This is a genomic window from Pseudomonas sp. GM21 (assembly GCF_000282215.1).
GTDB lineage: Bacteria > Pseudomonadota > Gammaproteobacteria > Pseudomonadales > Pseudomonadaceae > Aquipseudomonas.
This window is the reverse complement of the sequence record NZ_AKJS01000155.1, coordinates 1-13,988: the sequence shown is the minus strand read 5'-3', so window position 1 is coordinate 13,988 and position 13,988 is coordinate 1. Positions and strand designations below refer to the sequence as shown.

The window sequence follows — 13,988 nt, the reverse complement described above, 5'->3', positions numbered from 1 at the left end:
GCCAATGGGCTCCAGCACGCCCTCGGCCAAAACCGCGGCGTCCAAGAATCGACTGGCTCGTGCAGAGCGCGCCTTTAAAACGCCCCGAGCCTCAGCCTTGAACTGCTCCGCCATCTGCCACTTCGTCGTTGTGCTTTTGCGTTTCCCTTTCATCGCGGTGCTCGATTTCAGTCACAACCACCTGTCACCCACAGGGTTCAGGCATCCGCCGCACGACGGCGGCTGCTTCCTCCCGATCCGCCTAAGCCGCGCGAAGCCGGATGAACAAGCCCGAAAATAACCCAATTTCCTGCCTGGCGTACCGTCCTGCGGCCCGGAGGGCACAAAAAACACGCTGGGGTTTGAGAACCTTCTATTCTCAAACCTGAGAATTTGTTCCCCCGGCGGATCAATGGTCGTGACGTACAGGTGTAATTACGTGGCCTGTAGCGCAGTACGCAATGGTCCGTAGTGTAGTCATTCTGACTCTGGTGCGTCGCGGCGCCAGTCACCAAAAGCCTCACCGGCATCGACATAGCGCAGCGCACTGTGCACATCGCGCCAGCCGACATATTCCATCAAGGCCTTGGGGCTCCATTGATTGCGCGTGGCCCAGGTCGCGAAACCGCGACGTAACGAATGGCCGCTGTAGCGCTCTCCCGCGACGCTGCTGCGGGTCAACGCCCGACGCAACACCCGGGCCACGCTGTAGGGGTGCAAGGCGCTCGGGGCCAGATGGCCCCAGCGATCGATACTGCAAAACACCGGCCCCGCCTGCCGTTGACTGAGCGCCAGCCACTCTTCATATGCCTGGACCGGACACAACCGTTTTAAGGCCGGCACGCTGACGGTGCGGCCCTGATGCTCACGGTCGGATTTACTGCTGGAGAGAAACAGGGTCAAGCCTTCGCCCGCCACCAACTGATTGGTCTCAATCCGCAGGCGACACAGATCGTCGCTGCGAAAGGCTCGCCAAAAGCCCAGCAACAACAACGCCCGATCGCGACAGGCCCGCAAACGTAGCGTCGGGTTAGGCGACGTCTCCTCCAGCAGCAGAGCCGTCACACACTGCTCTAGCTCCCGCAGTTGCAAGGGTTCGGCCTGGCGGACTGGCCGCGGGTGCAAGGCCTGAATGCCACGCAACACGTCACGCACCTGCGGGGCTTTGGTCGGGTCAGTAAATCCATGGTTCAAATGCCAGCGCGCCAGGGCCGCCAAATGGCCGCGTAGGGTGCTGATTGAGAGGGTTTCGCCGTGCTCAGCCAGGTACCGCACGATGCTTTCACTGGAGGCTGGGAGAAAACCGCCCCAGCCGGACTCGTAATGAGCCAAAGCCTGCTGGTAGCGCCGCGTAGTACTTTCGCGCCGCGCCGCTTGCAGGTAACGCTCTGCGACCGTGGTCATACATCTGCCCTCCTCCCTTACTTCAGCCGTGCCTAGGCCTGCGCTGAACGGTGCCCATCACCGCTGAAGTGCAGGCAAGTCATTCGGTATGCGCCATACTTCATCACTACCGGGAATCCTACAGGAGCTCCTGACATGGCCCGTGGTGGTATCAACAAAGCCCTGGTACACGCCGCGCGTGACGCCCTGTTGGCGCGTGGGCTGAATCCCAGCATTGACCTGGTACGCGTCGAACTGGGCAACACCGGATCGAAAAGCACCATCCAACGTTATCTAAAGGAACTTAACGACAGCGCCAGCGCCAGCGCCGCCACGTCGCCGCCGCCGGTGAATGAGGAAGTCCTGTCATTGGTAAACAGCCTAGCCGAGCGCTTGATTCAACAAGCGCAGACGTCTGTGGCCGAAGAGCGGGAGGCAGTCGGTCGCCAGCAGGCCGGTTATGCGCAGGAACACGCGCAACTCCGCGAACGTCTAGAACAATCACTGGCCACTATCACCCAACTGACCCACGAACGGGAGGAACAACGTCAAGGCGAACGACAATTACGCGAGCAGTTACAAGACAGTGAGGGTGAGCACCAACGGTTGCGACAGCTCGTAGCAGGCCAGCAACAGTTACTCGAAGAACGGGCCCACCAGGTACAGTCACTAGAGGAAAAACATCAACATGCTCGGGAGGGGCTCGAGCACTATCGCCAGGAACAACTGGCCCAGCGCGGGCAGGAACAGCGCCGGCACGACGAGCAAACCGAGCAGCTACGCCAGGAATTGCGCTCACTGCAAAACGCGCAGCTGACTAAGCAAGAGGAATTGGTCACCGTGTATCGCGCTCAGGAACGCCAGCTAAATGAACACCGCGTTCAGCAGGTGAACCTGCGTCAGCAAGCGCAGACCTTGCGCGAAACTCAGCTCGCGCATACTGCGTTGCTTGCACAACTGCAACAATTGATGACAGAGCACACCGTGTTGCGGGAACGGGTCAAACCGTACCTGATTCAACACCGCGCCGATCGGCGCCAGTTACGCGAGCAGGCACGCCAAATTGAGACGCTGCAAATGCTGCTACGCCAAATATCGCCTCCCATTTAACTTGCACACGCGTGCAAGTCATCGCCACTCGACCATAAGATTATGGTAACCATCCGGCGAACTCACCTATCCGCCTCATCCTTTTAGAGCCTGCCGTGGGGAACAAATCTTCCCCAGGCGAGAGCAGCGAGCCGGCAAGCTAAGGCGCACCTCTTGCAAGTTGACGAATTAATCTGAAACGAGCTTCAGCACCTCAAAACCCAATTACACACCCATTCACCCCCATTTAACGCCATTCAGCCTAATAGGCTGCTCCTATTTGTTTTAAAGAGTAATGTCTACGCGCAGTAGCATGTTGCTCGTATGGAGCCTATCCCTCAGAACAGACCGAACGATATGATGGAGGGTGGGTGTATCCAAGCCTCCAGCGCGGTTCAGCACTCGGAACGATGGACTGTCAGAGGCGCCGATGAAGATCACCAAGAACCTAAACACCTACGAAATCGAAGACTTATACCCCTCTTGTCAAACAGATGCTTCCATCCGCCTGCCCGTCTGCTGCATGAGTCACGGTGGTCTTTTAGGGGTAGATGCGGCCCTTGCTCAACTGATTGTTGGCGCTGACGTCGAATCCACCAGTTGCCGAGATGTCACTGACCCAGTCTGTTCCTCGCGAACCATTGCCATTGCGAGATTGTGCAAATTTGGAGGTGGATCAGTCTTGCGTCAGCATGTGGGTCAATTCGGCATAGGCGCCAACACAGGCACGCAATAAACGTGTACCTCGATTGCCTCGACGTCTTGAACCATGTGTTTCTCGGTGCCCTGCCTCAGGCAGCCGATTCAGAGGAGCCAGTCTCAAGCCGCAGCGCTCCCAGCACGCTGAAACTGCGCATTTTGTTCAGGGAGGCGGCCATGTTGACGGAGGCGCGACAGTTGATCCTGCAAGACGGCGACTGGGTCACTGCGGCGGGCTTGTCTCAACTCACCGGGCTCGAGCCTGCAGCGCTCGCGGCAGGGCTTCGGGCGTGGCTGAACGACGGCTCGCTCATCAGCGTGAGTGACCGGAGCCAAGAGTACTTCCAAGGTTGGTCACTCAAGCCGTCTCCCGGCCCAGAGAATATTAAGCCAAGTTAATATCGTCAGGTTCACAACCCCACCCACGCAACACGCCACTGCGGCATCGATACAACGAATGCAGCGTAGCGTCGCCAAAAATCGATCCTCCCGCCGCGTCCAGCCGCGTTAAACTCTGCAGAACTTGCTCTTGCCTGGCTTGATCTGCGTGCTCCAACACATAACAAACCGCTCGCCATTGCAGTTCGTTTTGCACCAGCGGTGTTCTCCAGCAGCGTTCGTGAAGAGCTTGCCAGTACATCACGCGAAAGTTCAGCGCCTCATTATTACTAAGCATGCGAGGCAGCAGGTTAAACCCGGAAAGATATTCCAGCCAGCAACGAACAAGCCCTACGAGTGCATACCGCGCGGGATACCAAATGCTCTCGGCGCAAAGACGACTTAATACTCTGGCAATGGACTCTAGATGCACTGCTGACCAACGATAACTCGCGACCAATAACAGACACAGGGTCAGGCGATCAAGGTTGCTACACCGTGACAGCCATTGTTTTTGCTTAATTAAGCCCACGCGTAGAAAATCCGGATAATACCGGTTCAGCAAGGTGTCCGCGTTTACCTGAACCTCAACCACACTCAGTTCCAATACGCGCCAAAAGGGGTGATCCACAAGCCGCTGCACCGCAGGCACCCGGTTCGCGATGCCACGAAGGTAGCCTTTGCGGTAGCTGTAGCCCTGTAAGGCTAACCGCCAGCGTTCGTTATTTTCACTTAACCGTGGTCTATCCATCATCTCCTCGAACGCACGCGCTAAGGCACTGCCAGTCGCGGGAATTCCCGCCTCCTCGCAAAACTCTAACAGCGCCACTTGCATTTTCAAGTGTCGACACATTTTGCCTTCACAAACAGCCATCACGTTTATCTCCACGGCGGCGATCCGCCATTGATGACTCTGCATAGTCCCAAAACATTACATATTCCTGCAACAACGATTAACATAATTAACACCTCGCAAAAACAAACAATTGTTTAAACGAAAATCCGTGTAAATTCATTACATTAAGATCCATTATTGAGATAATAATATTAACATTAGTACTGTCGGATAGAAGCTTCGGAGAGGATACTGAAACCGTCAGCGCGGATGATTTCGATACTTACGAACGGCAGCATTTTCATCCCTCATTGGAGCTGCGCGTTTCCTTCCTCTACATTTCCACGTCAGCAAGGCGATCTTGCCCACGGACTTGGCCCAGTTGATGCGGGTCGGTCTCAGTCCCAGGCAGACCCGCTCTGCGATTCAGAGGAGACACACGATGAGCACGTTAAAAACTCGCTATGCGCAGGCGTTGTGCAGCGTTGGGGGCCGGCTTTACCGTCTGGTGGAGCTCTTCCAGCCTCACGTGCTTCTGGAAGACGTGCAGGACGGGCACCGTTTGTCTTTCACACAAGACGAAGCGTTTAAGATGCTCGTGCAGCAGGACCTGATCATCGTCAGCCCCCCGGTGTCACAACATTGCGTTCAAACGCTGGCAGAAATGGTCAATCCGCCGAAGCCGACTGCCCGGCAGCCCACCATGAGCCCAAACCACGCTGCGGCGGAGGATGCGCTGCGCAGAGGCACGGAGCAGCGTCACTGTCGTTGTACTACGCGACAACAGGGGATCCACGAGCGCTCGGCCCGCCTGGTCGATCGCCAGACGGCATACGTGCGACTGATCATCCTGGATGAGTTCAGTCGTTACCAGCCTCCTGACGCGGTGACTCGGGCGCAAACGCTGGCACGGCTTAAAGTCGATGCGCAAGCGCTGAAGCTGTGCCCGGAAAGCGGTGGCAACGGGCGCGCCATGCTCCAACTACCCCCAGTCGGGGACCATCCTCCGAGCAAGGATCGCTGGCCGTCCGAGCGCCGAAACCGGGTCGCGGCAACAGCGCCCGCTGGTGGTCACCCGAAGACGCCCGCGTGGACCTTCATCACGCTGCTTGGCATGACGCCTTGGCTACCCAAGGGCGCACGGCCATACCCGGCAGAAGACCTCTCTAGACCAGTCCGTGGCGTCGCCGTTGAGCGCGCTGGGTCACGACGAGGCACAGCTGAGCGCGGGCGCAATTCCGCGCTGGACGCAGAGGCGCGTGATGTGGAGTGAACAGGCGTGGCTGGCGGGCGATCGTGCACCGGGGCGCGAAATTCATCGCGGGTTGCCGGGTTACTACACGATCTTTTTCCCTTCCCTGAAAAACCACAAAGTCGTGCTCTGCGAAGGGTCGGTGGAGGCGGCGTACTGCGTGTGGCTGGAATGGGACAACGATGTCATTGCTTATTACCCGCAACCCTACACCTTCACCTGGGAAACGGAACGCGGGCCGATGCGTTACACCCCGGACTTTTACGTGCTGCACGCGCAAGTGGCCAACCATTTCACCGAGGTCAAACCGGACTTCCAGCAATTGACGACACGCACCCGGTTCAAACTCCACAGCTTTGTGGTGCAGTGTCAGGCATGGCAAATCGAGTGGCGTCGCGCCGACAAGCAACAGCTCATCCCCCCCCATGTCTTCACCAACCTGCCGTACCTATACTTTCACGGCTTCCGCGTTAACGATTTGGAGCAAGCGTATCTCCTGGATTCCCTGTCCTGCTACAAAAAGTCTTTCACCCTGGGTGAATTGCTCAGCAGTGCTTACCCTCCGAGCTTGCGGGACATCTACCACTGGCCATTTCGGGGCGAGCTGGGTACCGATCTGAGCCAGCCGCGGAACCGGCGCTCACTGATCCAGCAGGGGAACTGTGAAGGCGGTTAGCGTGCCGCCGCCTGGCGTCGGCGGACGCTACCGGATGGACGACGGCGGGCTGTATGAGGTCATCAATGTGACCCGCGAACTCGTTTCGTTCCGAGACACACAATGCCCGCGATCAACACAGGAGTTAGATACGTTCACAAAAAACCATTCAAGCGAGTCGAGCAGTTCGACCTAATCCTTATCAAGTTCATACTCCCCATACGCTGCCCGTCATTGGCGTTAGCGTATGATGGCTAGGTTAAAGGGCTACCATGATGCTGGATAAAAACTGGGTTCCGTCACATTTTTCACCGGCGCGTGACGTGCGTAAAAACCGCTATGGAAAATCGCTAGTCTATTTTCCATCGCGAAAAAATCACACCCAGCTTATCTGCGAAAGTCATAATGAAGCCGACATGTGCTTGATCTTGGAGTATCTGCCCGCAGTCACTCAGTATTACATCCAGCCAGTCAGCCACACTTATAATGACGGCAACAAATCTCATACATATACACCCGATTTTTTTATCCAATGCGACGACCGTAGTTATTTTATCGAGATAAAAGGAGGGTATTCGGATCAGACCAGTTCCTACCAGCGCACTTTAGATAATTTTGCGGCCACAGCCAGCGCGCTAGGTTACGGATTTGAAGTCTTCGTCCTTTCCGACTTTCCTACTGACGAAACTCTAGACAATCTAGGGCTACTGTATTCGCGCTCTCATCAGGTCACCGCGTTTGAGTTGCGGCAACTCATGCAATGCCTTGGTACGTGGAACGGGCCACTGACAATCTCTCTACTGCTCGCGCACAATCCAGCGCCCTCAATGAGAGCTGTGTGTGCTGCCATTTTTCAACAAAAACTGAATTGTGATCTCACTAGCATGCTCAACTTGCACACCCCGCTTTCTGGTGAGGTAAAACATGTAGAACACAACCCTCGCTGGCCAAGCTTAGTTTGTTTTAATCAATCGCTTTCTTCTCACGACATCTAAAGAAATGCCGCTCCCCAAAAATTTATGCATAGCCGATTTACCCGTGGTGGGCGATAAATGCAAAACTCCAAGCCAATACGCCATTAACTAGAGTTGACCGTCCGCCTGACAGTGCCGGCGGGCACTCCCTTAGTACATTCATACATAGCCTGCATAACTTCACCAGGAAAGCAATCACTGAGCACACAACCCCAAACATACTGCAGAGCCAACTACGCCGACAAATTAAGTGAAAATTTATACTGTTTAAAATAATTCGAAGCAATGCTTATAGTATTTCCCCCAACTGAGGATTGCAATCTATGGGCAGCATCAAGACAATCAAGACCGGCAGCCAATACAACATTTACGGGAAAATTTACGAAGTGGTCTCAACAGAAGACACTCGGATTACAATGCGCTCGGTCCAATACAAAACAATATTATTCTTTACGCCGGATTTGCTGAATAGCCTTCTACTGAAAGGAGAAGTGCGCCTGCACGCAATTGCAACAATTGATTCATCGTACGAGGCTGTTTTACATACCATGCCCCAGGCCCAGAAGAAAGAGTATTTACGTAAAATATACTATAGTCGAGAGCTTACGGAGCGCTTTCAAGGTTCTCTGCCTCATGATGCCGTTGAGGCAGAAGTAGAGCGGTTATCAAAATGTTATGGGGACGACAAGGCTCCCTGCTACACCAGCGTTTACTCCTGGATCAGAACTTACCGCGAGTCAAATTTCAATCCATTTTCGCTGATCAAACGAAAAAGCACTCTCCCTCGCGGCAAGCAACTCAACAATGAAACACGCGACATTATCTCGACATTTATTTATAAATTCTATTTACAACCCAAGCATCCCACGATCAAAACCCTTTACAAGCTAATTACGGCGCACATCGATAACGAAAACGAGGATCGGAGCAGCTACTCTTTAATTAAAATCAGTACCCCCTCGCTCTCCACCGTATCTCGAGAGATCAACCGCATCAATCAATATTATAGAGATGTTGAACAATTCGGAAAACAGGAGGCCCAAAGGGTCAACAACTACAGCACGAAACAAAAAATTTCGCGACTATTGCTAAGACTCGTCGAAGGAGACTCACACGAAATGGATATTATCGTGGTTGATGAAAAGAGACGAGTGCTTGGGCGACCATGGTTACACTTGCTGATTGAAACCTCCACGCGCTATGTCATCGGATATGAACTTTCCCTGACCCCTCCGTGTGCCGAAAAATTCCTGAAGTCGCTCCGGATGGCACTTTCGTGTGAAGACCCCGAACACTTCGGTGGTCGCCCGATGGAAATTACCGTCGATAATGGTGCAGAAGCCGCAAATGAAACGGTCAAAAATGCTGGTGATCTGCTTTGCATAAAAATTCATTATGCACCACCCCTCACGCCGAACGCCAAAGCAATTGTTGAACGCTTTTTTGGTACGCTTATCAGTCAACTCATCCAAGCAATGGAAGGCTCCACGGGATCAAACCCCATTATTGGCAAACATTACAAAGCCGAAGATGGCGCCTGCATACAGATGAGCAAGTTGAATGAACTTTTTGATTATTACATAAAAGAAGTTTATCACCAAGAATACCACCAATCCATACACACATCACCGCATCAAGCGTGGTTGACAGAAACATTGGACCAACTGCCACCGGAATGTTACACCCAAGATGCACTGAAGGGCATATGTCAGCAGGTTGTATTCAAAAGATTAAACGGTGGAAGGGTTACACACAAACATCTCTCATGGACCGGCCCTAGCCTGCCCGCGATTGAAGCCGCTCTAGGAAAGAGCAGAAAAGCTATTGTCTACATAGATATAACCGACCTCTCACATGTATGGGTTTGTCACCCGGATAAACCCACTGAATTAGTTGATGCCTTTGCGACAGCCCCCTATCAAAAAAAATTGACCATGTACGCGCATCAGCTTGTTTTGGATGACCTCAAAAAAAACAAAATCAAATTCGATGAAAGCCGCGCACGTCAAGCACTGTTAAAAATCTACAATGAGCTTTGGGAAATAAAACACAACTCAACAGCTCAGTCTCGCCATAATCTGCGGAAAAATAGAAAACTGTTGGTGGCCGCGGAAAAACTCGGGCTTTCGTCGCGTACTTCGCGACCCACAGGCAAATACGACGCACCCACGCCTGCCAAGTTGCCGACCGATTTTGCCAGCCTTCCCTTACAGAATCTGCCTACCTACGTTATCGGGAGTTAATCTTATGACACTATCAATTGCCACGGAATCGAAGATCATCGAGTTTTCAAATACTATCATTATGCACCCTCAATATGCTGCGGCCATCGAAAAATTGCTTCACGGCATGGAAGCCACGCGGTTGAGAAAGGAACCCTGCTGCGCACTCTTATTGGGTGACCCCGGAACGGGGAAAAGTACCGCCTGTACGCAGATAATCAATATGGTCGGTGGACAGCGCACAGTCTTTCTTGAAAGTGGGCAGTTCAAACAAGTTCTCGCCTTTGATTGTCCTGTGCCAGCCACGTACTCCATCATAGATTTGTGCACCGAAATGCTCAAGGCGCTAGGAGACGACCCTCCTGTAGCCAAACTCGCTACATTACAAAATCGGCTTTTCCGTTTGCTGAAAACATGTGGAACCAAACTCATTATTATCGACGAGGTGCACGACCTGCTGAACCCAAGTGCTGTCAAGACGTGGCAGAATGTATGCAAGTGGATAAAACACGTGGCTAACAGCACTGCCATCCCGATTATTCTTTCAGGAAAAACCAGCGCAGAGTCACTGATAGACGAACACGAAGAACTGGCTGGTCGCTATCCATATCGCGCCAGACTGAGCAACTTGAAGTACGATTCAATTTTCATGGCTGTATTGCTCAAATTGAATACTGAAATGAGCAGAATCGGAAACTTCTCTAAACCGTTACACATTACCGATAGCAAAATTTCATGTGCGTTCTATTTGCACACACTTGGGAATATGCGGTCTTTACGAACACTACTTTATGAAATCATGCACATCGTATTGACCCGTGAAGGTGACGAAGTCACAGTTTCGGATTGTGCAACGGCGGCGCGACTACTAAACGACGGGGTCGAACCCTACACAAATCCCTTTGAAGTATCTGCTGGAACAATTCAAAAACTTATGGAGCAACTGAAAAATGCATGAATTAGCTTTTTGGCCTAGGCCCTACCCGCATGAAAGTCCGTCTAGCCTGGTTTCACGGACGGCTTTCCTTAATGGATATACCAACGTCAGGAGCTTTTCGCGCGCACTTGGAGTAGATGCTTTTATAAGCTTTAAAAACTTGTTTGAAGGAGAAGTCATTAGCGATTTTTTTTTAAAAAATGATGAAAATCCATTTGCCTCTCAAAGCGTATTTTACAAGCGATCATCTCCTTTAGCGAGAGGCTTACGTAACACCATAATAGCAAAAATTGAGATCCCTTTCAGAAAATGTCGGCATCACTCGCGATTTTGTCCGGCCTGCTTAACAGAAGGTTACTGGCGATTTATCCAAGATATCGACTATGTGGCTGTATGCCCCTACCATCATCTCTTTTACCTGAGCAACTGCCCCTCATGTGACAGGCTCTATCAATGGTCATATACCAATGGACCGTTTTGCAAATGTCAATTTGACCTACGCAACGCGTTAGCCACACCCACCCAGGACACTGCCACAATAAGATTATTAGAATTATTTCTGAACCTTAATCAAAATGCAATTACTCGAACATTCGCTGCATTTGATTGCATGCAATTTAAACTACTTTCCGATCCCGACACTAATTGCGCAATTAGCATAGCGGTAAACATAGGAATAAAAGATAAGAATTTTTTTAAGACTTACCTCTCGCATTTAGCCAACACTTATCCAAACTTCCCAACACAAACATTGCTATCTCCATGGATTCACAGTCATGACCAATGGATCAGTAGCACAGCATTGGATTACTTGAAAAACAACTCACTCCATTCGCACACTTGCGCTGTGCTAAACTGCTGTAAATCTCTCGCATTCACCTTTGCTGAATTAAAATCCTCGTTCGGCACTGTCGGTGCACTTAAAACCACAAGATCCATTCTAAAAAACAATTCTTTTCAAAAAATATGCATCGCCAACAGGATCTTTTACCACAAGGATCAAATGTGCGAGGTTATAAACAAATTTAAACAAGAACGAGCTAGAGGAGAAACCCCTGCCGGATATACACGCAAAGATTATGAATCGATACATAAAATTCAGTCTAACTGGGGGATTTTGCCACACCAAGTCGAGGAACTCGTTTCAAATGGATTCATTCCAGGAGAAATTATTCCGGGAAAAATTACTCGAGGAAAAACGCGCGCAAAATTTATACACAAAGATTGTCTTAAATTATTTGCTGAAAAATTCACCACCACCCCGGCGTTATCCAGAGAATTTGGAATATCCGGCAAAGCCATCAAATCCATCCTCATTAAAAATAACATTATATTACCGCACGATAACTTCCCCTATCTTTATTACCGAGAACAAATTACACCAGACATAAAAAAATCCATAGAATCTCGCCACGATGATTTGAAGATCTTACGCGCGAGAAAAAAACACACCATTTGGGAGTTCGCCTCACTAATACACATTAAAAGAAAAACAGTCATTCAGCTTATTCAGTCAAATGTCATCCCACAACTTACATCACAATACAGCGCGAAAACCAATTCTTTCACGGACCCGGACGCAGCACTTAAGCTACTCATGGAATGGCGCAAAGACCATTTTACCCACTATGAACTCGCCACCAAACTTGACACTAACGCCTATATTTTAAGACGACGCTTCGAGGTTAAAGACAATACAAAACCGTTATTCATCGGCAATCAAAAATTTTATAGTACTAGTATTGCCAAGGAAATAGAGCACCAGTTAAAAATGTATATTCCGCAGTACAAAGCTTGGCTATTGGCTAATCTGACCTCTGGAGGCCTTAAACGCCTAATTGAAATAAAGATTATCAGGCCTATTACCTCTGACCACCCCGCGTATTGCCCGTCAGTAAAACTGTATTGTCTTTCGGATATACTTTCACTTTCGGACAACCTTTCCTGACCGGTTCATCGTCATACTTCTCACCCCCTAAATTCGCTCCCTCTCATGTCGAAACCGACAAGCTGCAGAGTTCGTTATCTGCTGACTCTATATCCTAAAAATTCGCCTTCTGATGATTATAATTTTCAACTGTATGATTTTTTGTTTGCTACAGCGGCTCTACCCAGTTAATCGGGTTCAACATCTAAAGGTTTTCAACGATGAATATCAAAACCTTGGCTTTATTGTTGTTGGCGCTGTGCGCTCAACCCGTCTGGAGCCAGACGCCTCCCGCCACACCACCCGCCGCCGACAGCGCGGCCCTCACCACCCGCCTCGAATTGCGCGATCTGTGGGCCGAGCATATTTTCTGGATCAGAGACTACGTGGTTGCCAACCAGGCAGGCGACAAGGCGCAAGCCAAAGTCGCGGCTGAGCAGGTCGTCAACAACGCCACCCAAATCGCCAATAGCATCGCCCCGCTTTACGGCCAGCCTGCCGCCGATCAACTGCTCAAGCTGCTGGCCGGTCACTGGGCTGCAGTGAAACACTACAGCGACGCCACCGTTGCCAAAGATGCGAAAGGCAAGCAAGCCGCCGTCGCCGAATTGACCAGTAACGCCAAGGCAATTGCCGCTTTCCTGGCCACAGCCAACCCCAACTTGCCTGAAGCCACATTGGTCACAATGCTATCGGCCCACGGCGGGCACCATGTCAGTCAGATCGATCAAATCGCCGCACATGACTATGCCGGCGAAGCCAGCACCTGGCACATGATGCGCGTTCATATACAGGCGTTGGCCGACGCGCTGACGGCGGCACTGGTCAAACAGTTTCCGGACAAATTCTGATACCGAGCGAGGACACGCCATGCTTGAAGGACTGGGCCGCACCCAGCAGGACTTGCTCAATGCGCTGCTACACCATGCCAAGGGCATGAGCATTGACGAACTGGCTGAGCAGTTGGCCGTCACCCGCACCGCGATTCGCCAGCACCTGGCGGCGCTCGAGGGGGCCGGCCTGGTCCTGCGCGGGGACACGCGCCCGACAGGTCGGCGTCCGGAGCAACTGTATCGGCTCACCGAGCATGCGAAGGAGCTGTTTCCCCGCCAATATCAACTGCTGGCCAGCGTCCTGATCGACGAAGTGGCTGACATCATCGGCCCCGAGGCACTCGCGTCGCTGATGCGCAGCATGGGTCGCAAACTGGCGCTGGACCGCGAACAGCACGTGGTAGACGAAGGCAAAATCGTGCAGCACATGAATCAGGCCGGATACGAAGCCGAAGTGATCTTTCGCAGCTCGGACGACAAGGAAATCGTCGCGCACAATTGCGTGTTTCACCGCCTCGCGGCCGCTCATCCGGTGGTGTGCGAGCTGGACCTGGCCTTGATCGGTGCATTGGGCGGTGGTGAGGTCGACCATACGGAATGCATGGTTCGGGGCGGGAATGTCTGCCGGTTCAAACTGCGGCCGATTGAGGGTCAGGATGACGAGGACTGACGGACCGCGCAGTCCCCTGTGGGAGCTGGCTTGCCAGCGCAAGCGGAGGATCAGTCGATATAAATGTTGGCTGATATACCGCCATCGCGGGCAAGCCCTAATGCCGATCAGTTAAGCCATAACGCGATCTGTAGCAGCTGGCGAAGCCTGCGTTC

12 protein-coding genes are annotated in these 13,988 nt (G+C 52.0%); 10 read left to right on the top strand and 2 right to left on the bottom strand.

Annotation, left to right across the window (positions count from 1 at the left end):
- A partial coding sequence (locus tag PMI22_RS32160; RefSeq protein ID WP_238543980.1) for a hypothetical protein occupies positions 1 to 280 on the top strand: 280 nt, incomplete at its 5' end.
- A 176-nt stretch (positions 281 to 456) separates the two neighbouring features.
- Here the strand turns inward: PMI22_RS32160 and PMI22_RS04500 are convergent.
- The gene (locus PMI22_RS04500) at positions 457 to 1,383 is read right to left on the bottom strand and encodes a site-specific integrase (RefSeq protein ID WP_007948416.1); all 927 of its coding nucleotides are present in this window, start codon (positions 1,381 to 1,383) and stop codon (positions 457 to 459) included.
- Between the two features lie 135 nt (positions 1,384 to 1,518).
- Here PMI22_RS04500 and PMI22_RS04505 point away from each other — a divergent pair, with 135 nt between their 5' ends.
- Positions 1,519 to 2,472 carry a DNA-binding protein gene (locus tag PMI22_RS04505; protein ID WP_007948415.1) on the top strand — a complete coding sequence of 318 codons (954 nt, stop codon included), beginning with the start codon at positions 1,519 to 1,521 and terminating at the stop codon, positions 2,470 to 2,472.
- A gap of 1,063 nt (positions 2,473 to 3,535) precedes the next feature.
- Here the strand turns inward: PMI22_RS04505 and PMI22_RS04515 are convergent.
- The gene (locus tag PMI22_RS04515; protein ID WP_033049661.1) at positions 3,536 to 4,447 is read right to left on the bottom strand and encodes a hypothetical protein; all 912 of its coding nucleotides are present in this window, start codon (positions 4,445 to 4,447) and stop codon (positions 3,536 to 3,538) included.
- 358 nt (positions 4,448 to 4,805) lie between these two features.
- Between PMI22_RS04515 and PMI22_RS04520 the strand changes: the two genes are divergently transcribed.
- The 8 genes from PMI22_RS04520 to PMI22_RS04540 all read left to right on the top strand — a co-directional run bounded on the left by PMI22_RS04520 (position 4,806) and on the right by PMI22_RS04540 (position 13,833).
- Positions 4,806 to 5,636 (top strand): hypothetical protein, encoded by an 831-nt coding sequence (locus PMI22_RS04520; RefSeq protein ID WP_007948411.1) that lies wholly within the window; start codon positions 4,806 to 4,808, stop codon positions 5,634 to 5,636.
- The gene (locus tag PMI22_RS30035) at positions 5,626 to 6,291 is read left to right on the top strand and encodes a TnsA endonuclease N-terminal domain-containing protein (protein WP_007948410.1); all 666 of its coding nucleotides are present in this window, start codon (positions 5,626 to 5,628) and stop codon (positions 6,289 to 6,291) included. Before PMI22_RS04520 ends, PMI22_RS30035 begins: the two co-directional genes overlap by 11 nt.
- 251 nt (positions 6,292 to 6,542) lie before the next feature.
- Complete coding sequence (locus tag PMI22_RS0129760) at positions 6,543 to 7,265, top strand: TnsA endonuclease N-terminal domain-containing protein (RefSeq protein WP_007948407.1); 723 nt, start codon at positions 6,543 to 6,545, stop codon at positions 7,263 to 7,265.
- Between the two features lie 302 nt (positions 7,266 to 7,567).
- Complete coding sequence (locus PMI22_RS04525; RefSeq protein ID WP_007948406.1) at positions 7,568 to 9,487, top strand: integrase catalytic domain-containing protein; 1,920 nt, start codon at positions 7,568 to 7,570, stop codon at positions 9,485 to 9,487.
- Positions 9,488 to 9,491: 4 nt separating this feature from the next.
- A complete protein-coding gene (locus PMI22_RS04530) occupies positions 9,492 to 10,424 on the top strand; it encodes a TniB family NTP-binding protein (RefSeq protein ID WP_007948405.1) in 933 nt (310 codons plus the stop codon).
- Complete coding sequence (locus PMI22_RS30890; protein WP_007948404.1) at positions 10,417 to 12,351, top strand: TniQ family protein; 1,935 nt, start codon at positions 10,417 to 10,419, stop codon at positions 12,349 to 12,351. The genes PMI22_RS04530 and PMI22_RS30890 overlap by 8 nt, the downstream gene beginning before the upstream one ends.
- Before the next feature lie 200 nt (positions 12,352 to 12,551).
- The gene (locus tag PMI22_RS04535) at positions 12,552 to 13,181 is read left to right on the top strand and encodes a hypothetical protein (RefSeq protein ID WP_007948402.1); all 630 of its coding nucleotides are present in this window, start codon (positions 12,552 to 12,554) and stop codon (positions 13,179 to 13,181) included.
- Between the two features lie 19 nt (positions 13,182 to 13,200).
- Entirely contained in the window at positions 13,201 to 13,833 is a 633-nt protein-coding gene (locus PMI22_RS04540) for a helix-turn-helix transcriptional regulator (protein ID WP_007948401.1), read from the top strand.
- Positions 13,834 to 13,988 lie beyond the last annotated feature (155 nt).